Here is a 23851-nt window from a genome sequence, read left to right on the forward strand (position 1 = left end):
TCCGAAGGGACGTCAGGTGGACAGCGCCGTCGCCGGCCGGGGGCGGGCGGAACGGCCGTGAGCGGCCATGCGGAGCCGGCCGGCAAGGTCGGAGGTGGCGTCGCCGAGCACCCTGGCGTCCACGTCCCTTGCGGCGAGTGCGGCTTCCCAGCGCGCGGCGATTTCCCTGGCAGGCGCCGAGATGCCCCACGGTGTCGACTCCAGCCGGGCCTCCGCGAAACGCCCGGCGGCCCGGTCCGCGTCGGCGGCGGCCTGGTCCAGTGCGTCCGCGGCGGCACGCAGTCGTTCGCTCGTGGAACCTGGCATCAGCTCTCCGCACTTCCGGCAGCGGTGGCCACTCGCACCACCCCGTAGGGGGATCTAACCCCATTACCTCCGGTGTGGTCACTCGCCCGGCCGTGGGACGGTTCCACAGAGTGGAGCGGGCTTGACCGCCCCGATGGCCGCGGCGATCATCGCTGCCATGTCGCAGACCCGCGAAACGCCGTGTGCCGGCCGTGTTCCCGCGCGGTCGAAGGGTGGCTGTGTTGCCGCTCTCCTGCTGCGCCGCGGCCGTCTCGGCTCTCCTCCCGCGTAGGGATTTTCCGCTCAACCAAGCCGAAATCACCTAACCACGGGAGAGAACCGTGACCATTGAGCTTCCTGCCCGCCTTCGCTCCGCCACCGCACCCGCCGACGGCATCGTCGAAGGGCCCCGCGTGCTGCGCCGGCTGCCGGAGGGCGTCGGGGAACGGCCGTACGAGCTGTTCACACTCCGTCCTCTCGGCCGGGTGATCGGAGCCGAAATCCACGGGGTCGACCTCGGAGAGTCACTGACCCCCCGGTTGCGCGAGGAGCTGAACCGGGCGCTGCTGGAGTGGAAGGTGCTGTTCTTCCGCGATCAGCGGATCACCGCCGAGCAGCAGCGCGCGTTCGCGCTGAACTGGGGCGAGTTGGAGACCAATCCGTTCGTCCCGCGCGGTGACTCCGACGAGGTCGTCCGGTTCGCCCGCAGCGCGGGCATGCCCGGCTACGAGAACGTCTGGCACACCGACGTGACCTGGCGGCCCAACCCGGCGCTGGGTTCGGTGCTGCGGCTGGTCGAGGTGCCCCCGATCGGCGGCGACACGCTGTGGGCGGACATGGCCGCGGCCTACGACAACCTGCCCGAGGAGGTCCGTGAGCGGATCGACGGACGTACCGCGGTGCACGATTTCGTGCCCGGCTTCGACCGGTTCACCGATCCGGACCTGCTGGCCCGCTGGCAGGACTCGTTCCCGCCGGTCGAGCACCCGGTGGTGCGCACGCATCCGGAGACCGGCCGTCGCACGCTGTTCGTGAACCAGTCGTTCACCACGCACATCGTCGGGCTGGAGCGGACCGAAAGCGACCGGCTGCTGCGGTATCTGTTCCAGCAGGCGCACACCCCGGAATTCCAGGTGCGGTTCCAGTGGGCACGGGATTCGGTGGCGTTCTGGGACAACCGCGCCACCCAGCACTACGCGGTGAACGACTACCACCCGCACGCCAGGGTCGCCGAGCGGGTCGCCATCGTCGGCGACCGGCCGTACTGACCACTCCGGCCTACCCTGGGGCGATGACCGAACCCAAAGCCGTGGTCACCGGCTTCCTCCAGGCGCTCGAAGACCTCGACGTGGACCGCGCGCTCGGTTACGCGGCGGTCGACATCACCTACCAGAACGTGCCGCTGCCGCCCGCGCGCGGGCTCGCCGCGGTGGAGAAACAGCTGCGCGCGATGGCCCGGTTCGGCTCCGGGTTCGAGGCCCGCACGCACCACATCGCGGCGGACGGCAACGTGGTGCTCACCGAACGCACCGACGTGCTGCGCCGCGGTTCGTGGTCCGCCCAGTTCTGGGTGTGCGGCACGTTCGAGGTGGTGGACGACCGGATCGTGCTGTGGCGCGACTACTTCGACTGGACCACGTTCCTCGCGGCCAGTGCGAAGGGCGCCGGACGCGCCGCGCTCACCGGTGCACGCACACTGATCGGGAAATACCGCTCGTGAGCGGCGAGGCCGCGGACGCCGGTGGCGTCGTATCGCGGTCTCGCCGCCCACGAGACTTCCCCGGGGCAAAATCCGTTTCCGCCGCGGTAGCGGGAGCGCTCCCGCCCCCGCGGCTTTCCCCGGACCGCGCCGCGAACTGCGCCCTTCGAGCACGACCAACCCCCACGTGATCGTGTCGCCTCCCCCGCGTTTCGCGGCCGGCGAGCGTCCGGGGTGACTCGAAGTGGTCTGGGCCACTTCCGGTCGCTCTCCAGGTAAAGTACTCCCGCCGGGTACCGTCGTCGCGAAGCTTGATCTGCATTTAAGACAGATCGGCCGTCCGGGTGACGAACCGGAGAACCGTTACGGAGCGCCGAGTCCTTCCACTGTGCCGACTCCGTTACCGATCGCGACGTGGGTGTCCCTTCGCGCGGACAGGTCCGCGACCCGGCGCAGCGCGGCCGTCGCCTCGGAACCGGTCAACGGCACGCACTCGTTGCTTTCGTCGCGGCGCACCGGGATCAGTTCGAGCCGCGGCCGGTCACCGAGCACAACACCGGCGAGCAGCCCGTCGAGGTGCCTGCCGCGCATCGCGGGCCAGTCGAACACGAGGTTGCCGAGGCTGTAGAGGATTGCGCGGCCGCGGTGGACCTCCACCGCCTGCACGGTGTGCGGTCCGTGGCCCACCACCAGATCGGCGCCTGCCTCGATGATCGCGTGCGCGTAGCCGACCTGGTATTCGGTCAGATCGTCGCCGGGCAGCCCCCAGTGCATCGAAACGACGACGTGGTCGGCGGCGGTACGGGCCCGGTGTACGTCCGCGACCACCCTGGCCAGATCGTCGGGCACCGGAGCGGTCCGCACGATCGCCGGCCGGCCGGGTACGTCGAGTACCCGCGGGTCGGGTTGGTAGGCGGTGTAAGCGCTTGCCGCGGCGACGCCGGGGGAATCTTCCAGCGCTTCCTGCCCGACCGGCCAGCACAACGACGTGTAGGCGAGGAACGCGACGTGCCTGCCGGACCGTTCGAGGATCGCCGGGGCGTGCGCTTCGGCCTGGTTCGCGCCCGCGCCGCAATGTGCGATGCCGGCGCGGTCGAGCACGGCCGCGCCGGCGAGCGCGGCGCGGGGCGGGTAGGTGACGTTGTTCGCCACCGAAACCACGTCGATTCCGGCCGCGGTCAACGCGGTGACCATTTCCGGCGGGGAATGCCGCCAGTTCGGTTTGTGCGGGATGTCCGTCCCGGACGATCCGGACAGCGGGCCTTCGAGGTTCACGAACCGCAGGTCGGCGCCGCTGAGCAGGGAAGAAAGCGGAGCGAAGGCCAATTCCGGCGCGCTCCGGCCCTGCAGATTGACATCGCCACCGAGTACAAGCGTGATCACTGCGTCAACCCTTCCAACGGAGGAAATAAGCCGAGCTTGTTACGAATCGTTGCCTTTTCGTCTTCCTACCCTTCGCTTGTTCGGGGGACGATGCCTCGACTGCTCGCGCCAGAGGGGACTCACGGTGACCATAGTCCGTCGTCGTACCGGGGGAAGTACCGCCGGTGGAAGAACGTTGACCAGCGCCGCGGCGATCGCGGCCGCCGCCGTGGTGGTGACCGGTGGTCTGACCGCACCTGCTGCGTCCGCAGCGCCGAGCGCGGCCACCGTGCTCTCCGAGGTCTACGGCGGTGGCGGCAATTCCGGGGCCACACTCACCAACGACTTCGTCGAACTCGCGAACCACGGGGACGCACCGTTCGCGCTCGACGGTTTCAGCGTCCAGTACCTGCCCGCCTCCGCGAACGCTTCCTGGCAGGCCACGAAACTCACCGGTGCGGTCGCCGCGGGCGGTCAGTACCTCGTGGCCGAGGCGAAGGGCGCCGGGGGGACGGTCGCGCTGCCGACGCCGGATGCGACCGGGACCATCGCGCTGTCCGCGACGGCAGGCACGGTCGCCCTCGTTTCCGGTGGCGACGCACTGACCTGCAAGACCGCCGCCGACTGCACGACCGACCCGCGGGTCAAGGACCTGGTCGGCTTCGGCGATGCCGTCGTGCGCGAGGGCAACCCCGCCGCCACGCCGTCGAACACCACGTCGATCGCACGTGCCGAGTCGTTGACCGACACCGACGACAACAGCGCCGACTTCACCGCCGGCGCCCCGACGCCGACCAACTCCAGGGGCGAGACGACCGGCACCGGACCGGGCGAGCCGCAGCCGGTGTCCGCGAGGATCCACGAAATCCAAGGTACGACAAGGATTTCGCCGTTCAAGGACAAGAAGGTCGGCGATGTCACCGGCGTGGTGACGGCGGTCCGCAGCTTCGGTTCCTCGCGTGGGTTCTGGTTCACCGACCCCGAACCGGACAGCGACCCGCGGACCAGTGAAGGGTTGTTCGTGTTCACCGGATCCACCACGCCCTCGGTTGCGGTGGGCGATGCGGTCACCGCGCAGGGCACCGTGAAGGAGTACTACCCGGATGCCCCGGCGACCTCGAACTACCAATCGCTCACCGAACTGACCGGTGCACAGTGGACGGTCGAATCACACGGAAACCGGCTGCCACCGTCCACAGTGCTCACCCCGGACCAGGTGCCGGATGCGCTGGCGCCGAACGCGGGCGGCACCATCGAGCCGTTGCCGCTGGAGCCCTCGAAGTACGCATTGGACTTCTGGGAATCGCACGAGAGTGAAATCGTCAGCGTCTCCGATGCGCGGGTCGTCGCCCCGAGCAACTCCTACGACGAGCTGTACGTGACCACGAAACCGCAGCAGAACCCGACCCCGCGCGGCGGCACGGTGTACCTCGGCTATGACAAGATCAACACCGGTGTGCTGAAGGTGCAGTCGATCATCCCGTTCGACCAGCAGCCGTTCCCGAAGGTCAACACCGGCGACGTGCTCACCGGCACAACTTCCGGTCCGGTGGAGTACAGCAGCTTCGGCGGGTACACGCTGTTCGCCTCGCGGCTCGGTGCGGCGAAGGACAACCACCTGCAGAAGGAGACCACGCGGCGACAGCGGCCGGGCGAGCTCGCGGTGGCGACCTACAACGTCGAGAACCTGGCGCCGTCCGATTCGGACACCAAATACGCGCAGCTCGCGCACGGGGTCGTGGACAACCTTGCCGCGCCGGACGTCGTGACGCTGGAAGAGATCCAGGACAACGACGGCGCGACCGACGACGGGGTGGTTGCCGCGGACCTGACGCTGCGGAAGTTCACCGACGCGATCGTCGCCGCGGGTGGCCCGCAGTACCAGTGGCGGGAAATCGACCCGGTGAACGACAAGGACGGCGGCGAGCCGGGCGGCAACATCCGGGTCGGCTTCCTGTTCAACCCGGCACGAGTGTCCTTCGTGGACCGTCCGGGTGGCAGCTCGACGTCGTCGGTCGGCGTGGTGACCGAGCAGGGCAAGGCACACCTCAGCCAATCGCCCGGCCGCGTGGACCCGGAGAACGAGGCGTGGACCGACAGCCGCAAGCCGTTGGCAGGCGAGTTCGTGTTCGGTGGCCGTACCGTGTTCGTGATCGCCAACCACTTCAACTCCAAGGGCGGCGACCAGCCGACGCACGGCCGCTACCAGCCACCGGAGCGCAGTTCCGAGGTGCAGCGGCAGAAGCAGGCGACGGTGTTGCAGGACTTCGCTGCGAAGCTGATCGCGGCCGACCCGTCGGCCAACGTCGTGGCCGCAGGCGATCTGAACGACTACCAGTTCTCCCCGGCACTGGCGAAGCTGACGTCGGGCGGAAAGCTGAAGGACCTGATCTCGACGTTGCCGCCTGCCGAGCGCTACAGCTACGTGTTCGAGGGCCAATCGCAGGTGCTGGACCATATTCTCACCTCGGCCGCCCCGCGCGGGGTGGATTACGACGTGGTCCACCTCAACGCGGAGTTCGCGGATCAGGCCAGTGATCACGATCCCCAGGTGGTCCGGTTGCGCCCCTCGACCGGCAACCGCCTGCCGGATCTGGCCTACGACCTGCTGGACTACCTCGACCAGTTGCTGGGCCGCACCGCACCCCGCGGATGAGCGGTGCTCCGGTGGTAACCGAAAGAGTTACCCGGTGCTCACTCCGTGGAGGGTTGTCGGCTGACCTGCCCGATTCCTAGGTTCGGAGCATTCCGAACCCAGGAGGCAGCAAGTGCACAGGACGGTGACCGTGTGCGGGGCCACGCTCGTGGCGGTGGTGGTGGCCGCGGCACCCGCGGCCGCGGTGTCCGGCGGGGACAAGGCCGCGTCCGGGGCCGCGCCGTGGATGGCGACGATCGCGTTCAAGGGCGATGATCCGCTGGTCCAGCGTGCGAGCTGCGGTGGCGCGCTGATCGCGCCGGACCGGGTGGCCACCGCGGCGCACTGCCTCGACCACGTCGACCCGACGCATCTGGAGGTGCACCTAGGTGGCGGCACGTTGTCCACCGATCCCGGCACGACCGTGCCGATCCGCGGCTGGTCGCTGCACCCGGGCTTCCGGCTGATCCCGTCGCCCCAGGCGCCTCAGGACCCGTCGAAGTCCAGTGTGGCCGATGACGGGGCGATCATCGAGCTGGCCCATCCGGTGTTCGGGGTGACACCGCTTCCGGTGGCTGCCACCGCCCCGGCGCCTGGGTCCACTGTGGACGTCTATGGGCACGGGCTGACCAAGGCCGTCGACCCGAAGGATCCGACGGCGTCGCTCGGCGACGAGCTGGCACACGGCGAACTGAAGGTGATCGACGACAAGGCGTGCGGAAAGTCGTTCGGCAGCCCGGACCTGATCGACGGTGCATCGGTGCTGTGCACGGCAACCGCCGGCACCACGGTGTGCACCGGCGACAGCGGCGGACCGCTGGTCGAGCACACCCCGCTGGGTGACCGGTTGGCCGGCATCGTCAGCTTCGCCGGTGAAGTGCAGGGGAAACAGTGCGGTGAACCGGCCGCGAACGGGTTCGCCGACGCGACTGCGTTGCGCTCGTTCCTGACTCAGCCACACCCGCCGCTCGCCCCGATGACCGACGGCCACCCGCGGATCACCGGAACCAAAGCGGCGGGCAACACGCTCACCTGCCGGGCTCCGCACTGGCGCGCGGGCAGCCCGGATCAGGTGCAATACGGCTGGTACTACGGCAAAACCGATCCGAGCGGTTTCGAACTCTTCCTGCCGATCGACGGCGCGAAGGACTCGACGCTCAAGCTGACGCCGGAGCGGGCAGGGCAGAAGCTGGAGTGCAGTGTGGACGCATCCACCGCGGGCGGCACGGTGTCACAACTCGCCGAACCGGTGTGACCGACCCGCGGTGACACCGACTGAGCGTGACGCCGAGCGGTGTGAGACGACCGAGCGGGCATGACGCGAAGCGGTTGTGACACCGAGCGGGTGCGGCGTCGAGCTCATGTGCCGCCGACCGGGCATGACGCGGAGCGGCTGCCAAGCCGGGCGGTTGCAGTGCCGAGCGGGCGCCGCAGTGCCGAGCGGGCGGGCGCCGCGGTGCCGAGCAGGCACGGTGCTGGGCGGGCGGCGCGGTGCAGGCGGATCTCGTCAGCGCCGCGCTCGCCAGCCGAGGGCGAGCACTGCCTGTACGAGCTCCTGGTAGCTCGGCTTCACTTCCTCCAGGTAGCGGTCGAGGTACTGCGCCCGCGCGGTCGGCACCGGTTCCGGATCGTCCGGGGGTTCCACGAAGTTGAGCCGGGATACGTTGTGCAGCGCCATTTTCCACCAGCGGACCGCGCGTTCCTTTGCCTTCTCCTCACGTTCGGTGGCCTGCGCGACGGCGGCCTGTGCGTCGGCGAGCTGGCGTTCGATCTCTTCCGCGCGGGCCAGCTCCCAGGTACGCAGGTTCTCCGCCGAGCCACGGGCCAGTCCGACGATCTCCTTGTAGCGCATGGCCGGGCTTGCTGGTTCGTCGGTCACGGTGTTCCTCCTCCGGCGAGGTCGGCGTCCGGGCGCTGGAACGGGATGATGACTTCCGGCGCCCCGTGCGTGGTGCGATCGAAGAACAGTGCCCGGCCCGGCCTCGGCGACCAGTGCACGACCTGCCCGGCGGCGAACGGGGTGAGGTCGTTGCCCTGCACGTCGAGCGCGGCCCAGGTGCCGATGTCGTCGGTGCCGCCGAAACCGAGCGTGTCCTTGAGCCGCGCGATGCTGCGCCACCAGCCGACGGTGTGCACGCCGTGGCTCGGGCCGTTCTTGAGCAGCGCGCGGAGGTGGTCGAGGCCGCTCTTCGGCTGTCCGATCTCCTTCGCCTCCAGCGCGGGCAACGCGGCGTCCACTCCGTACAGCAGCAGGATCCGGGTGCGGCCTTCGGCGAGGCTTTCGGCCATCGAGGTCAGTGCGCCGGACAGATCGTCGGCCAGTGCGGCGACGTGTCCCTCGGCCTGCAGCCGATCCTTGAGCTCCAGCACGGCCGGCGCGCATGCTTCGATCGGGCAGCTGAGCAGGAACTCCACCTCGCCCGCGGCGAACTGCCGGGCCAGTGAGCGGGCCGCGGAGTCCATGATGGACAGTGCCTCGGCGGTGGCGCCGCCCAGTACCGCGACGTTGCGGCCGGGTGCCCGGGGCAGCTCGACCCCGCACGCGGCCTCGGTGACGTCGATGGACTGGCCGAGCAGCGCCTTCGGCCGGGAACCCGGCTTCAGCTCGGTGTAGGCGGGGAACTGTTCCAGCACCGGTGAATGCGCGCCGTCGAACAACCGCGGCCGGGAGAACCGTCCGGCGTAGAGCTCCCACAGTTTATGCTGCAAGTCCACGAACACGTTGCGGGTGCTCGCGTCGGGCACGTGCGCCAGCTGATTGCCGTGCGCGACCCCGGAATCGTGGTTGACCACCGCATGCCATTTCGGGGCGGAAACCGCGGCGTTGTTCGTCTCGGCCAGCACCCGGCGTGCCTTCGGCATGGCGATCCGCAGCGTGCACTGCTCGAACACCGCGGGCTTACCCCAGAACGCTTCGATGCCTGCGACGTCCTGGCTGGCCAGCACCAGATGGATGCCCTGCGAACGGCCGCGCCGCGCGATGTCCTCCAGTAGCTGCGTTGCCTGTGCGGTGACCTGGTCGCGGCCGGCGAACAGGTACTGGAACTCGTCGATCACCGCGACGATCCGCGGCCAGTGCCCGCCCGGATCCTGTTCGCGCAGGTCGGCCAGGTTGGTGACCTCGTGCTCCTTCGCCGCTGCCGACCGGCGGCGCAGCTCGTCGGCGAGGAAACGCAGCAGCGCGAGGCCGAATTCGCGGTCGGTGTTCACGTTGACCCCGACCAGCTTCGCGTGCGGCAGCCAGCTGGCGTCCTTGCGTCCGGGGGCGAGCCCGGCGAAGGACACGCCCTCCTTGAAATCGAGCAGGTACAGCGCGAGCTCGTCCGGTGTGTAGCGGGCGGCGAGACTGCCGAGCAGTGCGTAGAGGAAGTTCGTTTTGCCGGAGCCGCTCGGTCCGCCGATCAGCACGTGCGGGCTCGCGTCGCCGATCACCACCTCGACCGCTTCCCCTTCGTGGAACCCGATCGGGGCACGCAGTTCCCGCGCCGAGCTTTCCCGGCCGAGTTCGGTGGGCAGCAGGTCGGCGAACGACCGTGGCCCGCCCTGCTTTGCGATCAGTGCCTCCGCGATCCGGCCCGCCGCGCGGATGACCTGCCCCGACGGCAACGGCGGATCGAGGTCCACCACCAGATCGGTGCCGGTCATGCTGCTGATCGCCCGGCGTTCGTCGAGCAGGCTGAGCGTTTCGACGGACGCGCTCACCGTGGTCGGCACGTCCACCAGGATCAGGCAGATGCCTGCGGCGAGTGCCCCGCTCGCAACCCGTTTGAGGTCGCGCGCGCGTTCGGGCTCGAGAGTTTCACCGTTCCCGTAGAGCACCGCGATGCGGTACGGCTCGAGGCGTTGCCCGGTGGCCTTGCGCAGTTCACGCAACGAGGTGTGGCCTGCCTGCATACCGGTGGCGTGGATGCGGCGGATGTGCCCGGCCAGTTCGTCGAGCAGATCCTCCAGCCGGGTCGGGTCGTACAGCGACAGCGCGCTGGTGCGGCTGAGCGGGTACAGATCGGGCAGGATCGCGGTGAGCTGACCGACATCCCACAGGTGGATCTTCACCGCACCGGGTTCGAACGTGGACAGCACCCGCATCAGCAGCGACTGCACCACGGCGTCGACCACCGGCCTTGTCTTCGGTGCGGACGTGATGGCCAGGTGTGATTCGTCCAGCAGCGGCACCGCCACGTCGAAGGTGCGGGAGATGTCGCGGCCTGCCGCGGTCGCCGAGCCGACCCGCCACAGCGCGGGTGCGGCGACGCCGGGATTGCCGCCGACCCTGCCGAGCCATTCACTCGGCGGCCGGCCGGCCGGTCCGCGCCCGTGCGCGGCGACGAGGTCCCGCAGCGCGCCAGGACCGGCGCTCCAGTCGGTGTAGAACGCGTTGCGGACCCCGCCGAGCGAGGCGAACACCTCGTGCGCGGCCGGATGCCGGGCCCATTCCGTCTGCTGCTGCGCGTCGGCGTGGTTCATCCCGACCCGCACGATTTCCTGTTCCAGCGCCAGCCGCGCGACCTCGGCTCCCGCGGCTTCGCGGGCGCCCGCTGCCGCGCCGAGCACGAGCCCGATCTGGTGCCGGACCCGGTCCAGCGCGGTCTGCACGCGATTGCGTTGTTCGGCTGACTTACTGGCCATCGGTGTCGCTCGTTCCTACAGGCGGGATTGGTATCCGCTCACCAGGTCCTCGGCGGCGGCGAGACGGGTGAGGACGTGGTCGAGTCCCTCGTCGGCCTGTGCCAGTTGCCCAGGCAGCCACGGATCGGCCTTCGCCTGCGCGTCCACGAGCGCGCGCCGCGCGTCGCCGAGCAGGGCCCGCGCCCGCTCGGCGTGCGCCCGCCCGTCGCCGATGCCCGCCTGGGTGGCGGTGAGCAACTGGTGGATCTCGGCGAGTCCGGACATTGCGGTTACAACCGCGCCGAATAGGAGTCGGCCGAGGAGATCCCGGCCTGGATGGTGCTCTGCATACCGGTGATTCCTTGCAGTGCCTCGGCGAGCAGGCCGTGTGCCTGGTTGACCTCGTGCTGGCTGCTGCCCTGCGTTGCCTGGTTGAGGGACAGCTGGGCTTCTTCGAGTGCTTGCGCCGCCTGCTGCAGTGCGGCGATGCTCGCGGACGCCTTCTCGTTCGCGAGCGCGATACCAGCGCGGATTTCTTCCACTCCGGCCATGGGGGCGGTACTCCTCAGGTGCGTCGTGTGCTGGAACGACCACAACCAAACTTAGCGTGATCAGGTGTCTTCGGTAAGTAAGTGAGAAGGGGAGAATCGACAAGGCCCCGGACGCGATCGGCAGTCCGGGGCCCTCGCAGGAGGCGGCGAACCCGGTCGGCACACGTGCTCCCGGCTCCCGCGTCCCAGCATGGTGACCTGCGGGTTCCCGGGGCACGCGCGGAGCGCCGCGCCCAGGTCAAACCGGTATTCGTGACACCGAGAAACCTCTCCGAGCGGGTACGAACAAGTCTGCGGGGAAGCCTAGCGGGTGCGGCCGTTCGGCCGAGCCGAGCCCCTTGCCCTTTCCCGCGCCCGGCGGGACCGGCTGCGAGTGAGCGGTGTTCACCGGATCCTGGTGCGCCGACGCGGGCTTCGACCGTCCGTTGTGGACTCCCGGGCGACTACGACCACAACGGGAAACGCCGGCCGGCCCGAAGCTGGGCCGACCGGCGTTTCGCCTGGTTACTGCGGCGGAGGATACAGGATTCGAACCTGCGAGGGCGTGAACCCAACACGCTTTCCAAGCGTGCGCCTTAGGCCGCTCGGCCAATCCTCCGTGGGGAAGACTACCGGATGGGTGCTCGGCTCCGGCAGGTGGTCCCGACCTGCGCGCGCGGCTCAGTCGAAGGCCTGGACCACGTCCGCGACCACGATGGTGATGTTGTCCGGACCGCCGCCGTCGTTGGCCAGCGTGATGAGCCGGGGTACCACCTCGTCCGGGGTGCCGGTGGCCAGTACGTCCCGGATCGCCGGTTCGGTGGCACCCGCGGTGAGGCCGTCGGAGCAGAGCAGGTAGCGGTCGCCCGGTTCCGGGGTGAACTCCCAGACGTCCGGGTCTGCCGATCCGGTGCTCTGCAGTGCTTTCATCAGCAGCGAGCGGCGCGGGTGGTCGGCGGCGTCGGCCTCGGAGATGCGGCCTTCCTCGACCATGGCCTGCACGAGGGTGTGGTCGCGGGTGATCCGCCGCAGCTCGCCGTCGCGCAGGACGTAGCCACGGGAGTCGCCGACGTGGGCCGCGGCGAAGCGGGTGCCGTTGAACAGGAGGGTGGTGAGGGTGGTGCCCATACCGTGCGTGGCCGGGTTCTCCTCGGCCACTTCGGCCAGTCGCTCGCCGACCCGCCGTACGACGTCGGAGAGCGTGGTGGTGAGGTCCACGGCGCCGAGGTCGAGCGCGCGCAGATCCGCGTCCAGTGACGCCAGCACGCCCACCGCGGTCGCGCTCGCCACTTCGCCGTACGGTTGGCCACCGATACCGTCGGCCACGGCGAGCAGCCGCCCGGTGGCGTACACGGAATCCTCGTTGATACTGCGTTGTCGCCCGGGATGCGAACCCGCGGCGTGCCGCAGGATGAACCGGGTCTGCTCGGTGGCCATGGTCCCATGAAACCATTGGTTGATTCAGTTAACAAGAAGAATTCTGGAAACCGTGGTCATCGGCTATCGTGCTCGCATGGCAGACGACGCGGCAGTGAGCGCGGCCGACATCGCGCGCCTGGCGGGCGTGCGCCGGGCCGCGGTGAGCAACTGGCGACGACGCTACGACGATTTTCCCCGTCCGGTGGGCGGGACCGCATCCAGCCCGTTGTTCGCGCTGCCGGAGATCCAGAACTGGCTGCGCCGCCGTGGCCGTCCGTTCGAGCTGGCGCCGATCGACCAGGCGTGGCAGCGGTTGCGCGCGCTCGGCGACGACCTCGGTCTCGGCGCGCGCGTCGCCGCCGCCGGGGAGTACTTGGCTGACCGCGCCGAACGTCCTGACGACCGGGAACTGCGCACCCTGCTCGGCGAGTTGGCCGAGCGTGACGGGCCTGCCACGACGTTCGAGCAGCTCTGCGAACGCTACTTCGAGGCGCACGCCCGTCGGCTCTCCCCGACGCCGTCCGCGTATGCGGATCTGATGGCTCGGCTCACTGACGCGAGCGGATCTACTGTGCTCGATCCCGCGTGCGGCTTCGGCTCACTGCTGCTCGTCAGCCGCGCGGCCCGCGTACGGGGGCAGGATGTCGACCCCGATGCCGCGCGCATCGCCGGCATCCGGCTTCGCTTGCACGGCGTGGACACCGACGTGCACGCCGCCGACGCGTTGCGCAAAGACGCCTTCGCCGGGCAGGAGGCCGACGTCGTGCTCTGCGATCCGCCGTTCAACGAACGCGGATGGGGGCACGAAGAGCTCGTCGGGGACGCGCGATGGGAGTACGGCCTGCCACCGCGTGGCGAGTCGGAACTGGCCTGGGTGCAGCACTGTCTGGCGCACGTGAAGCCAGGCGGCACAGTCGCGATCCTGATGCCCGGCGCGGCGGCCGGACGCCGGAGCGGCAAACGGATCCGCGCCAACCTCCTGCGCTCCGGTGCGTTGCGAGCGGTGTGCACCCTGGCTCCCGGCGCGGACCTTTGGCTGCTCGTGCGGCCGGAGCCGGGACAGCGTCCCCCGGCGACGGTGCTGATCGCCGAGATGGCGGGCACTGCGCAGGCCGAACGGCTGTGGCGGGATTACCTCGGCGATCCCGAGCAGTTCGGACAGCGCATCATCGACCTTCTCGACGAGGACGTGGACCTCACCCCGGCGCGGCACCGCGCGCACCGGGCCGATCCGGGCGAGGAATTCCTTGCCAAGCAACGGATTCTCCAGCAGGTCGACCTCGAGCTGCCGCAATTGGCACCGGCCGCGGGAGAACCCGTGCAGACCACTGTCGGCGAGCTGGTGAAGGCCGGTGCGCTGCGGATCCGGCACGCGCCGCCGCGGACCGCCGACGGCGACGAACCCGTGCTGACCACCGACGACGTGCTCACCGGCGGTCCGCCCACCGGCCGTGCGGCGCCCGACGACGGCGCCGTCTACGCCCGTGCGGGTGACGTGATCGCCTCCGTCGCCGGCGCCGTCACAGTCCATAGTGGACCTCCGGTACGGCTGGGTACCGCGCTTTCGCGCTACCGCGTCGATCCGGACCGGCTCGACGCAGACTTTCTCGCGGGCTGTTTGCGTGCCGCGGACTTCCCGGTGCACAGCGCGTCCACCCGGATCGACACGCGCCGGCTGAAGGTGCCGCGTCACTCGCTCGACACGCAGCGTGCCTATGGTGTCGCGTTCCGGGCCCTCGCCGATTTCGACCGTGCCCTGCGGCAGCAGGCGGAGATCGGTCGTGACCTGGTGCGGCTAGGCTTTGCCGCGCTCGCCGAAGGACGGCTGAAGCCCGGTGGCGGGTGAGCGCTGTGACGCCGTGAGGGGGCCCATGCTCATCGCGGATCGCTACGAGGTCGAAGACCTCCCGCTGGGCCGGGGCGGGATGGGTGCTGTGCACCGTGGGCACGACCGGCGGCTCGGCCGTCGCGTCGCGATCAAACTGTTGCGGTTGCCAGGCGGGGACGAAGAGCTCGAGGAGCGCTTCGCGCGCGAAGCGCGCATTCTCGCCACTCTCGACCATCCCGGTGTGCCCACGCTGTACGACTTCGGCACGTCCGACGACCGGCTGTTTCAGGCCATGCAGTTCGTCGAAGGCGTCACGGTCGCAGACCTGCTTGCCGAACACGGTCCGCTGCCGGTGCAGTGGGCGGCTGCAATCGCCGCGCAGGCCGCGGCCGTGCTTTCGGCGGCCCACGCACGGTCTGTGTGCCACCGGGACCTCAAACCCGCCAACCTGATGCTCTGTCCCGACGGCAGTGTGAAAGTGATGGACTTCGGGCTCGCTGTGCTGCGCGAAGCCGACGTCGCCCGCTTCACGCGTGCCGGGCAGCTGCTGGGTACACCGTCGTACATGGCGCCGGAGCAGATCCAACGCGGGCACGCGGAGCCGCGTAGCGATCTGTACGCGCTGGGTTGTGTACTGCACGAGATGCTTACCGGTCGTCCGGCCTTCACCGGGCCGACGGCGTACGCGGTGTTCGAGAAGCAGGTGAAGGACCTACCGTCGGCGATCGCGGGCGCGCCCCCGGATCTCAACGCACTGCTGGTCGAAACGCTTGCTAAAGATCCCGATGCCCGTCCAGCCGGAGCAGACGTGTTGTACGCACGGCTCGCACCCTTCGCGACCGACTTGCCGCCGTTGCCCGGGTTCCTGGATCCGCCTTCCGCGCCTAGCCCTGCGCGGATGTACGCACGCATAGTGGGTCGCGTACCGGGTTAGCGACCGGCACCGACGGCGGGACGGCTCTGCGCTGCGAGCGGAAGGCCGCGCTGCTGGATCCGGTAGTAGGTGAAGGCGTTCTGCACACCGATGCTGACGCCGAGCGTGAGCATGATCGTCGACGACGTGAGTGCTCCGCTGACCCCGAGCGCTGCTCCGGCGAACCCGAAGCCGACGCGAACACCGACAGTCGCGAGCCACAGCAGCAACGTGGCGACAGAGCCCTTCTGGAACGTGGTGTCGCCGCGTCGGGAGAGGGTGGTCGTTGCGCTGCGAAGCAGACCGAGGACGCCGAGGACCACGATGTCGACCGCGAGTAGCGCCAGCTCGCCACCGGTTGCCTGCCCCAGCGCGCCGGCCGCGCTGCACACACCGATCGCGGTGAGCAAGAGCGGCATGGTGACAAGGCTCTTGCGGGTGAGCAACGTGCCGCGCAACTGGCGGTAGATCACGCGGTAGAAGACGAGCACCCCGATGGCAAGGTAGCCGAGCAGGTAGAGCGGATTCAGGTCCATCGGGTCTCCTTTGTGGATCGGATGGTCCCAGCTTCGCCGGTCCACGGCGCGAATTCGTCGGCGCGCAGGCTGGTCCCGGGTGGAAGCACGAGTCAACCCGTGGGTGGAGGTCTTTCCTGCGCAACCGAACGGGGGTGCCGCCCGTCTATCCCGATGCGGGCCCGGACGAACGGGATCCGACGACACACGGGGGTGGGCAAGAGTGAAACGGCTTCTGGTGAGTGCCATGGTCGCGGCCGCGGGGTTCGGCCTCGCCGCGTGCTCCGGCGCGCAGGCCGGGGTGACCGGCGGCGGCGCAGTGGCCGCAGGTGCGAGCGTCCCGGCGACGTCCGCGGCGACCTCGGCCACGCCGCCGACCTTGACCACACCGACGACCTCGGCCACGCCGCCGAGCAGTACCACCGGTGCGCCGAGCAGCTCGGCCACCACGTCGAAGCCCGCGCAGACCAAGCCGAGCACGACCAAGCCCACGACCACCGCGGCGGTGCCGTGCGCGAACGTGGCCTCGGCGTCGGGCACCAGCGCGTGCGTGGACCTCTCCGCGCACCGCGCGTGGCTGGTGCGGGACGGGAAGGTGCTCTACGGCCCGGTATCGATGCTCCCCGGTCGCAAGGGACACGCGACGCCGACCGGCACGTTCCACGTCACGTCCAAGGAAAAACTGCACCGCAGCCGTGAATTCGACAACGCGCCGATGCCGAACTCGGTGTTCTTCTATCCCGGCGACGCCTTCCACACCGGCAGCCTGAAGACCTACTCACACGGCTGCGTGCACCTGTCGGCCACATCGTCGCTGCGGTTCTTCACCACCCTGCACGTCGGCGACGTGGTCCAGGTCGTGCCCTGAGCGGGACGCTCAGCGCAGATCGGCGGGCCGGGTCCCGGATGCGGTGAGCGCCACGCCAAGCGCAACGCGTTCGGTGAGCCAGCTGCTCGGGCGATACCGCGGGTCGCCGGTGGCGTGCAACAGGCCGTTGAGGATGCGTAGCACCTTCTCCGCGCCGAACGCTTCTCCCCACTCCAGCGGACCGCGTGGGTAGCCGAGGCCGAGGCGGACCGCGGTGTCGATGTCGGACGGTGTGGCCAGGTTCTGCGCCGCCAGGTAACAAGCGGTGTTCACGATCGACGCGAGCAGCCGCTGTGCGATCGGGGCCGGTCCGTCGCGCACGATCGTCACCGGACGGCCGGTGGCGGCCAGTGCACCCCAGGCGGCGCGGCCGAACGCCGGGTCCAGTCCGGGGTGCACGGACAGCGTGAAGCGCTTTTCGTGGCCGAGTACGTCCACTCCGGACACCCGATCGGGCGGCAGCTCGGACCGGCCCGCAGCCTCCACAGTGGACTCTCCACGCAGCGGAACCAGCAGTGCGGCGTCCGGATAGGCGTCCGGGACGACCTGGACCCCGGCAGCCGAGAGCATCCGGGCGAGCTGGTCGTCGGAGGTGTACACCGGGATGTCGCGCACCTCGGGTGCCGGTGGTTCCGGCTCGACCTGCTGCTTGCCCTCGGTGTACCGGTAGAACCCCTCGCCGGTTTTGCGCCCGTACAGCCCGGCTGCCACCCGCGGGCGGGTCAGCCAGGACGGGCGCAGCCGCGGCTCCGAGTGGAATCCGCTCCAGATGCTTTCCAGTACCGCGTGCGAGACGTCCAGCCCGGTCAGGTCGAGCAGCTCGAACGGGCCCAGTTTGAGCCCCAGCACGTCCCGCGCGATGCGGTCGACGTCGGCGGGTTCGGCCAGCGCCTCGGACAGGATCTGCAGGGCCTCGGTGTTCAGTCCGCGGCCGGCGTGGTTGACCAGGAACCCCGGCGCGTCCTTGGCCAGCACCGGTTCGTGGCCCCAGCGCCGCACCAGCTCGAGTGCCTCGGCAGGCAGCCACTGCGCGGTGCGTGCCCCCGGCACCACCTCGACCAGCCGCATCAACGGGACCGGATTGAAGAAGTGCAGGCCGATCAGCCGGGCCGGATCAGTCAGCCCGGCGGCGATTTCGGTGACCGACAGCGAACTGGTGTTGGTGGCGAAGACGGTTTCCGGACCGCAGACCCGCTCGAGCCCGGCGAACAGCGTGTGCTTGATCTGCACGTCCTCACGGACCGCTTCCAGCACCAGGTCCACGCCCTCGGCCGGGGCAAGCGGATCGGCGACCGGGATCATCCGGTTCTTCGCCGCGCGTGCCTGCTCCTCGGTCAGCTTGCCCTTGGCCGCCAGCCGGTCCAGCATCCCGCCGACGTACTCGATCGCCTGGCCGACAGCATCCGGCGCGGCGTCCGCGAGTTCCACCGTGGTGCCGCCGGTCGCGGCCAGCTGCACGATGCCCCTGCCCATCACGCCGGTGCCGATCACCCGGATCCTGCCGACCTGCCCGGCCCATCCCGTCACTGCGAAACCGCCTTCCCGCGTTTGCCACCGGGACCGAACCTACCCGGCGCTACAAACCCACGAAGTCGGCCATTTGCCCGATCAGGTGCTCGAAGTACGCGTCCGCGGGCTCGAAGCTGCCCACGTACTGGCCGAAGACCTCGAAGCTGATCGTGCCGTACAGGTGGGTCCACGCCCCGACGGCCCTGGTGACGATCTCGACCGGTGCGTCCAGTTCGAGCAGCTCGGACAGCGACCGGGCCTGCTTGCGCAGCTCGGCGGACATCGGTGCGGTCACCGCCGGTTCGTCCGGATCCGCGTCCCGCAGCACCGCGACCAGCGCCATCGGCAGGCGTGCCGCGGGGCCGACGGTGTCCCGGGGAGCCTGGTAGCCGGGGATCGGCGAACCGAAGATCAGCGCGTACTCGTGCGGATGGGTCTTGGCCCAGTCCCTGGTCGCGTGCCAGATCTTGCGCCAACGGCTGCGCGGGTCGCCGGTGCCGGGGTCGGCCTGTTCGGCGGCTTCGCCGACGGAGTTGTACGCGTCGACGATCAGTGCGGTGAGCAGGTGGTCGCGGCTGGGGAAATAGCGGTACAGCGCCGAGGACACCATGCCGAGCTCGCGGGAGACCGCACGCAGCGACAACCCGTGCGCGCCCACCTCGGCGAGCTGACGGCGGGCCTCGTCCTTGATCTCGCGAGTGAGTTCGGCGCGGACCCGTTCACGCGCGGTCCTGGGTGCGGTCATGCGGTCAGTGTGCCAGTTAGAGAGCGCTGGGCAAAACAGAGAGCAGTGCTCTTGACTGAACCCGTGCCAGTGTTGTTCACTGTTCTGGACAGAGAGCACTGCTCTCGCAACCGACGAGGAGAATCCGATGACCACCACCCGGTACATCCAGCCCGGCAAGTCGACCGACCTGTTCAACCGGATCGTGCAGCGGCTGACGAAGCTCGGCATCAGCGTGTTGGGCAGCCGGGTGCTGGGCGTGCGCGGACGCAAGTCCGGTGAGCTGCGCGAGGTGCCGGTGAACCTGTTGTCACACGACGGCGCGCAGTACCTCGTGGCACCACGCGGGGAGACCCAGTGGGTGCGGAACCTGCGCGCGGCCGGCCAGGGCCAGTTGCGGGTCGGCCGCCGGGTCGACGAGTTCACCTACCGCGAACTGGCCGACGACGAGAAGCCCGTGCTGCTGCGGGTCTACCTGAAGCGCTGGAAGTTCGAGGTCGGGGCGTTCTTCGACGGCGTCGACGCGAGCGCGCCGGACGAGACGCTGCGCCGGATCGCGCCCGGCTACCCGGTGTTCGAGGTCCGGCCGGCCTGATTCAGCGGGTCCGGCTGCGTCGCGCGCCCGCCGCCACCAGCACCGCGCCGACGAGGAACGCCACCAGCCCGATCAGGAACCACAGCTTCTGGCCGCTCATGAAGCTGCCCCCGAGCACGCCCGCGCCCTGCAGCACCCACACGGCGCCGACCAGTACCAGCACCGCTCCGAACGCCAGCGTGATCCAGCGTTTCATCGACACTCCTTCTCGATCGGCCCGCCGCCGCTGTGCTCCTGGCGGCGGACCGTATCCGACCTCGCCGCCGAACAGTGCCACGTGTTGCCGGATTCCCGCCAGGCCACGCCGCGGTCCCCGCCGAGCGCTTTCACCGGTGGTGACGTGCGGCCCCGAACCGCGAACATCGAGGCATCGCACACGAGCGCGACCGGAAGAGACTGCCGCGCCGGCGAACCACTGCCCTCCCCGCGCCGAGTCAACCTACGCACTTCGGCACCTGCTCTGTTCGGCCGCTGGCCAGGTGGGTTGGGGTTGATCCGGGGTTGGCCGCAGCCCTGCCGACGAACGGGACCGCCACTCTTGGGCGCGGGCGTGCCGGAATCGGTCTGGGAAGCGCCGAAGCCGCCTCGGGTGTGCGGGGTCCACCGCTCGCCTGCCGCCGAAGCCGAGGCGGGGATCGGAACACCCGGCCCGGTCACTGCAGGTGACCCGGAGCGACCGGCCCGGAGGAACCGAAGCACAGCCAACCCCGGCGAGCAGGGGACGATCCCCCAGGTCCGACCGGCCGTCCCGGCGCGCGGCAACGCTGCGGGCTTGGTCGAGCGGTCTCGAGGCAACGCTGCGGGCTTGGCGGGGCGGTCCTGGCGGGGGCTGTGTCGCGAGGGTCGGTCGAGTGCTGTCGGTGGGGGTTCTGCTGTGGGATCGGTCGGGTTGTTCCGGTGTGCGGTCGTGCCGGGAGGGTCGGTCGAGCTGTCGTGAGAAGGGTTCTGCCGCCGAGGCTTGGTGTGGGTTTGTGCGGTGCGGGCTCGGTGGAGCGGTCTCGGTAAGGGGTTCTGCCGTGGGGTTGGTCGAGCGGCCTTGAGCGGGGACTGCGCCGGGGCCGGTCTAGCCGTCTTGGCGTGGGGTTCTGTTGCGAAGGCCGGTCGGGTCTTGGTGGCTGGGGCTACGTCGGGTGGGGCGGGTGAGCGGCTGCGGGGTGGGGCTGGTTCGGCGGCGTTGGCCGAGTCACCCTGTCAGTTGCCGTTGCCGTTGCCGTTGCCGTTGCCGTTGCCGTTGCCGTTGCCGTTGGCGTTGGCGGGTTGGCCGCCGGGGCCGCCGGGGCCGCTCTGGCCGGGTTGGCCGTTCCGGCTGCCTTGGCCCGGGGCCATGCCTGGGCCGCCCTGGCCCCGGGATGTGCCGGAGCGGCTGGAGGTTTCCGGTTCGCCCAGGGAGACTGCGGTTGCGGTGGTGCCTTCGACCTTGGCGACCACCGTGACGTTGCTGCCCGACTTCGGGTCGCCCGTCTTTTCCGTGCCGGAGTTCAGGGCGTAGGTCTGCCGGTAGCCGTCCTTGCTGGTCAGGGTGACCGAAGTGGCGCTCAGCTCGGTGATCGTGCCGGTCTGCATGCGTTCGGTGGTGTAGCCGCCGGTCGGGTTGGCCACCACGAAGTCGCCGTGCAGGGCGTCGCGCAGGGCCGTGGTGCCTGCCGAATCGCCCCTGCCCATCATCCCGCCGGGGCCCATCATGCCGCCGGGACCACCGGGGCCGCCGAACCGACCCTGCTGCGCAGACGCGTCGTTGGCGCTCGTGCCTGCCCAGATCGCCAGTCCACCGCCCACCGCGATCACCACCGCGACTCCCGCGGCGATCGCGGTCTTGCGTCCCGACCACGCGTTGCCAGGGCCGGTACCGGGAGCGGGTGGCTCCCCCCACGTGGCGCCCTGTGCTGGATCGGTCGTCATGCTTTCCTCCGGGTCGTACGCTCGGTCACCGCTCGAGCGTCGCCGCCGCCGCTGTGCGGAAGCTGTGACCGACGTGGGTGGGCGCTGTGCACCTGTGCACAGGAAACGCACAGGCGACGCACAGCTCGACCTGAACGAGCGGCCCGAGGATGGCACCATGAGCAGTGTGAACGCCACGCCTGCCGGTTCGGCCAAGGCCGAGTTGCGCCGCGCGGACGGCAGCCCGGTCCGGGTCCTCGTGGTCGACGACGAGACCACTCTCGCCGAACTCGTCTCGATGGCTCTGCGGATGGAGGGCTGGGACGTGCGCAGCGCGGGCACCGGCGCCGAAGCGGTCCGGGTGGCCCGCGACTTCCGCCCGGACGCGGTCGTGCTGGACGTCATGCTCCCCGACTTCGACGGTCTCGAGGTGCTGCGCCGGATGCGGACCGAGACCCCGTACCTGCCGGTGCTGTTCCTCACCGCGAAGGACGCGGTGGAGGACCGCATCGCCGGGCTCACCGCAGGCGGCGACGACTACGTGACCAAACCGTTCAGCCTGGAGGAGGTGGCACTTCGGCTGCGGGGACTGCTCCGTCGCGCCGGTGGCGTTTCCGGTGCGGGTGGTTCGCAGCTCGTGGTCGGCGATCTGACGCTCGACGAGGACAGCCGTGAGGTGCACCGCGGCGGCGATCTGGTCCCGCTCACCGCGACGGAGTTCGAACTGCTGCGCTACCTCATGCGCAATCCCCGGCGAGTGCTGTCCAAGGCGCAGATCCTCGATCGCGTGTGGAGCTACGACTTCGGTGGTCAGGCCAATATCGTCGAGCTCTACATCTCCTATCTGCGCAAGAAGATCGACGCCGATCGCGAGCCGATGATCCACACCATGCGCGGCGCAGGGTATGTCCTCAAACCCGCCGGCTGAACCGCAGGCGTCATCCGGCCGGCGGGCGCGCCGGCCGTGGTCGTTGCGCCGCCGGCTGATCGTGCAGCTGGCCGCACTGCTCGCGCTGGTGTGCCTGGTCGTCGGCGTGGTCACCGAACTCGCGTTGCGGGATTTCCTCGTCGGCCAGCTGGACCACCGGCTCGCCGCGGCGAGCGACCGCGGTGCGCACGGTGGCGTCAAACCGCCGTGGATCTATGGCGACAAACCGCCCCCGGACCCGTTGCGGGCGCTCGGTCAGGGGGACGGCACGCTCGCGCTGGTGGCCCGCAACGGCACGGTCAGCGCGGCCGTGCTCGACTTCGACCGGAACAAGGACAGGTCGCCGCAGGGGAAACCGCCGCCACCGGGGCCGGGCAGGCCGCCGCCGCTGGAGCAGCTCACCGGCGACCAGCAGCAGGTGCTGCTGGACCTGCCGCCGGACGGCACACGCAGCACGGTGGACCTCGGCGGTGGACTCGGCACCTATCGGGTCATGTCGTCCTACGCCGCCGACGGTGCGTTCACGGTGATCGGCCTTCCGCTCAGCGAAGTGACGGATACCTTGTGGCGACTGGGTTTCATCTTCGGTGGCGTGGCGCTGTGCGGGCTGCTGGTCGCCGGGTTCGTCGGCGCGATCACGATCCGGCGCACGATGGCCCCGCTGGACCGGCTGGCGGCCACCGCGTCCAGGGTCTCCGAACTTCCGCTCGACCGTGGCGAGGTGGCGCTGTCCGAGCGAGTGTCCGAAGTAGACACCGACCCGCGCACTGAGGTGGGTAAGGTCGGTTCCGCGCTCAACCGGATGCTCGGCCACATCGCGGGTGCGCTCGCCGCGAGGCAGGCCAGTGAAAGCCGGGTACGCCAGTTCGTTGCGGACGCCAGCCATGAATTGCGCACCCCACTCGCGGCCATCCGCGGCTACGCCGAGCTGGTCCGGCGAACCGGTGCCCAGGTACCCCCGGACGTCGGTTTCGCGATGAACCGCGTGGAGTCGGAATCGGCGCGGATGACCACGTTGGTGGAAGATCTGCTGCTGCTCGCACGGCTCGATTCGGGCCGTGCGGTGGTGCACGAGCCGGTGGACCTTTCGCGGCTGGTCGCCGACGCGGTCGCCGATTCGCACGTGGCAGGCCCTGATCACAAATGGCTGCTGGAGGCGCCCGGCGAACCGCTCACCGTGCGCGGCGACGCCGGGCAGCTGCACCAGGTCTTGCTCAATCTGCTCGGCAACGCGCGCACGCACACCCCGCCGGGCACCACGGTGACCACCACGTTGTCGGCGGCCGGCGAGCGGGTGACACTGTCCGTTTTGGACGATGGACCCGGTATTCCCGCGGAGGTCCTGCCCGAGGTGTTCGAGCGGTTCGCCCGTGGGGACACGTCGCGTTCGCGCGCGGCCGGCAGTACCGGGCTCGGGCTGGCCATCGTCGCGGCCGTGGCGGCGGCGCACTCCGGACGCGTGACGGTCGACAGCAGACCGGGCCGGACCGAGTTCGTGGTCACCTTCGCCTTGGTGCGTGACGACGGCGACACCCGGCGGTGACCGATTCACAGCCGA

The 23851-nt window shown here is 69.9% G+C and carries 22 protein-coding genes and 1 tRNA gene; 10 read left to right on the plus strand and 13 right to left on the minus strand.

Annotated elements, in window-relative coordinates:
* Positions 1-12: 12 nt before the first annotated feature.
* Positions 13-306: a hypothetical protein gene (locus tag ABD793_RS23510; protein WP_344863450.1), complete on the minus strand. Its 294-nt coding sequence runs from the start codon at positions 304-306 to the stop codon at positions 13-15.
* 320 nt (positions 307-626) lie between these two features.
* Between ABD793_RS23510 and ABD793_RS23515 the strand changes: the two genes are divergently transcribed.
* Together ABD793_RS23515 and ABD793_RS23520 are read left to right on the plus strand one after the other, a co-directional pair.
* The gene (locus ABD793_RS23515) at positions 627-1553 is read left to right on the plus strand and encodes a TauD/TfdA dioxygenase family protein (protein ID WP_344863452.1); all 927 of its coding nucleotides are present in this window, start codon (positions 627-629) and stop codon (positions 1551-1553) included.
* A 23-nt stretch (positions 1554-1576) separates the two neighbouring features.
* On the plus strand, positions 1577-2005 hold the full coding sequence (locus ABD793_RS23520) for a limonene-1,2-epoxide hydrolase family protein (protein WP_344863454.1): 429 nt from the start codon (positions 1577-1579) through the stop codon (positions 2003-2005).
* A gap of 342 nt (positions 2006-2347) precedes the next feature.
* Here the strand turns inward: ABD793_RS23520 and ABD793_RS23525 are convergent, their stop codons facing one another.
* A complete protein-coding gene (locus tag ABD793_RS23525) occupies positions 2348-3367 on the minus strand; it encodes a CapA family protein (protein ID WP_344863456.1) in 1020 nt (339 codons plus the stop codon).
* Between the two features lie 175 nt (positions 3368-3542).
* On the opposite strand from ABD793_RS23525, the gene ABD793_RS23530 reads away from it, so the two are divergent.
* Both ABD793_RS23530 and ABD793_RS23535 read left to right on the plus strand, forming a co-directional pair.
* Complete coding sequence (locus ABD793_RS23530; RefSeq protein ID WP_344863458.1) at positions 3543-6002, plus strand: endonuclease/exonuclease/phosphatase family protein; 2460 nt, start codon at positions 3543-3545, stop codon at positions 6000-6002.
* 112 nt (positions 6003-6114) lie between these two features.
* Positions 6115-7236, plus strand: coding sequence for a S1 family peptidase (locus ABD793_RS23535; RefSeq protein ID WP_344863460.1), 1122 nt, complete (start codon positions 6115-6117; stop codon positions 7234-7236).
* Positions 7237-7488: 252 nt separating this feature from the next.
* Here the strand turns inward: ABD793_RS23535 and ABD793_RS23540 are convergent, their stop codons facing one another.
* From ABD793_RS23540 to ABD793_RS23565, 6 genes are all read right to left on the minus strand, one after another.
* On the minus strand, positions 7489-7860 hold the full coding sequence (locus tag ABD793_RS23540) for a hypothetical protein (protein ID WP_344863462.1): 372 nt from the start codon (positions 7858-7860) through the stop codon (positions 7489-7491).
* Entirely contained in the window at positions 7857-10607 is a 2751-nt protein-coding gene (locus ABD793_RS23545; RefSeq protein WP_344863464.1) for an FtsK/SpoIIIE domain-containing protein, read from the minus strand. The genes ABD793_RS23540 and ABD793_RS23545 overlap by 4 nt, the downstream gene beginning before the upstream one ends.
* Positions 10608-10622: 15 nt before the next feature.
* Complete coding sequence (locus tag ABD793_RS23550; RefSeq protein WP_344863466.1) at positions 10623-10871, minus strand: hypothetical protein; 249 nt, start codon at positions 10869-10871, stop codon at positions 10623-10625.
* A 5-nt stretch (positions 10872-10876) separates the two neighbouring features.
* Positions 10877-11137 (minus strand): hypothetical protein, encoded by a 261-nt coding sequence (locus tag ABD793_RS23555; protein WP_098512721.1) that lies wholly within the window; start codon positions 11135-11137, stop codon positions 10877-10879.
* A gap of 513 nt (positions 11138-11650) precedes the next feature.
* Positions 11651-11735 (minus strand) — tRNA-Ser (locus ABD793_RS23560).
* Between the two features lie 62 nt (positions 11736-11797).
* Positions 11798-12553: a PP2C family protein-serine/threonine phosphatase gene (locus ABD793_RS23565; protein ID WP_344863470.1), complete on the minus strand. Its 756-nt coding sequence runs from the start codon at positions 12551-12553 to the stop codon at positions 11798-11800.
* 76 nt (positions 12554-12629) lie between these two features.
* On the opposite strand from ABD793_RS23565, the gene ABD793_RS23570 reads away from it, so the two are divergent.
* On the plus strand, positions 12630-14381 hold the full coding sequence (locus tag ABD793_RS23570) for an N-6 DNA methylase (RefSeq protein WP_344863472.1): 1752 nt from the start codon (positions 12630-12632) through the stop codon (positions 14379-14381).
* Between the two features lie 25 nt (positions 14382-14406).
* Positions 14407-15297, plus strand: coding sequence for a serine/threonine-protein kinase (locus tag ABD793_RS23575; protein ID WP_344863474.1), 891 nt, complete (start codon positions 14407-14409; stop codon positions 15295-15297).
* Here the strand turns inward: ABD793_RS23575 and ABD793_RS23580 are convergent.
* A complete protein-coding gene (locus tag ABD793_RS23580; protein WP_344863476.1) occupies positions 15294-15812 on the minus strand; it encodes a hypothetical protein in 519 nt (172 codons plus the stop codon). The genes ABD793_RS23575 and ABD793_RS23580 overlap by 4 nt on opposite strands.
* A gap of 202 nt (positions 15813-16014) precedes the next feature.
* Between ABD793_RS23580 and ABD793_RS23585 the strand changes: the two genes are divergently transcribed.
* Entirely contained in the window at positions 16015-16659 is a 645-nt protein-coding gene (locus ABD793_RS23585; protein ID WP_344863478.1) for a L,D-transpeptidase, read from the plus strand.
* 9 nt (positions 16660-16668) lie between these two features.
* On the opposite strand, the gene ABD793_RS23590 is transcribed toward ABD793_RS23585, so the two are convergent.
* Positions 16669-18186, minus strand: coding sequence for a 3-hydroxyacyl-CoA dehydrogenase (locus tag ABD793_RS23590; protein ID WP_344863480.1), 1518 nt, complete (start codon positions 18184-18186; stop codon positions 16669-16671).
* A 49-nt stretch (positions 18187-18235) separates the two neighbouring features.
* Entirely contained in the window at positions 18236-18913 is a 678-nt protein-coding gene (locus ABD793_RS23595) for a TetR/AcrR family transcriptional regulator (protein WP_344863482.1), read from the minus strand.
* A gap of 127 nt (positions 18914-19040) precedes the next feature.
* Between ABD793_RS23595 and ABD793_RS23600 the strand changes: the two genes are divergently transcribed.
* The gene (locus ABD793_RS23600) at positions 19041-19487 is read left to right on the plus strand and encodes a nitroreductase family deazaflavin-dependent oxidoreductase (protein ID WP_344863484.1); all 447 of its coding nucleotides are present in this window, start codon (positions 19041-19043) and stop codon (positions 19485-19487) included.
* A gap of 1 nt (position 19488) precedes the next feature.
* On the opposite strand, the gene ABD793_RS23605 is transcribed toward ABD793_RS23600, so the two are convergent.
* Both ABD793_RS23605 and ABD793_RS23610 read right to left on the minus strand, forming a co-directional pair.
* Positions 19489-19683 carry a hypothetical protein gene (locus ABD793_RS23605; RefSeq protein ID WP_344863486.1) on the minus strand — a complete coding sequence of 65 codons (195 nt, stop codon included), beginning with the start codon at positions 19681-19683 and terminating at the stop codon, positions 19489-19491.
* A gap of 995 nt (positions 19684-20678) precedes the next feature.
* Entirely contained in the window at positions 20679-21386 is a 708-nt protein-coding gene (locus tag ABD793_RS23610; RefSeq protein ID WP_344863488.1) for a hypothetical protein, read from the minus strand.
* 157 nt (positions 21387-21543) lie between these two features.
* On the opposite strand from ABD793_RS23610, the gene ABD793_RS23615 reads away from it, so the two are divergent.
* Positions 21544-22293, plus strand: coding sequence for a response regulator transcription factor (locus tag ABD793_RS23615; RefSeq protein ID WP_344863490.1), 750 nt, complete (start codon positions 21544-21546; stop codon positions 22291-22293).
* Entirely contained in the window at positions 22271-23836 is a 1566-nt protein-coding gene (locus tag ABD793_RS23620) for a sensor histidine kinase (protein ID WP_344863492.1), read from the plus strand. The genes ABD793_RS23615 and ABD793_RS23620 overlap by 23 nt, the downstream gene beginning before the upstream one ends.
* Positions 23837-23851 lie beyond the last annotated feature (15 nt).

The organism is Amycolatopsis ultiminotia (assembly GCF_039536925.1).
GTDB lineage: Bacteria > Actinomycetota > Actinomycetes > Mycobacteriales > Pseudonocardiaceae > Amycolatopsis > Amycolatopsis ultiminotia.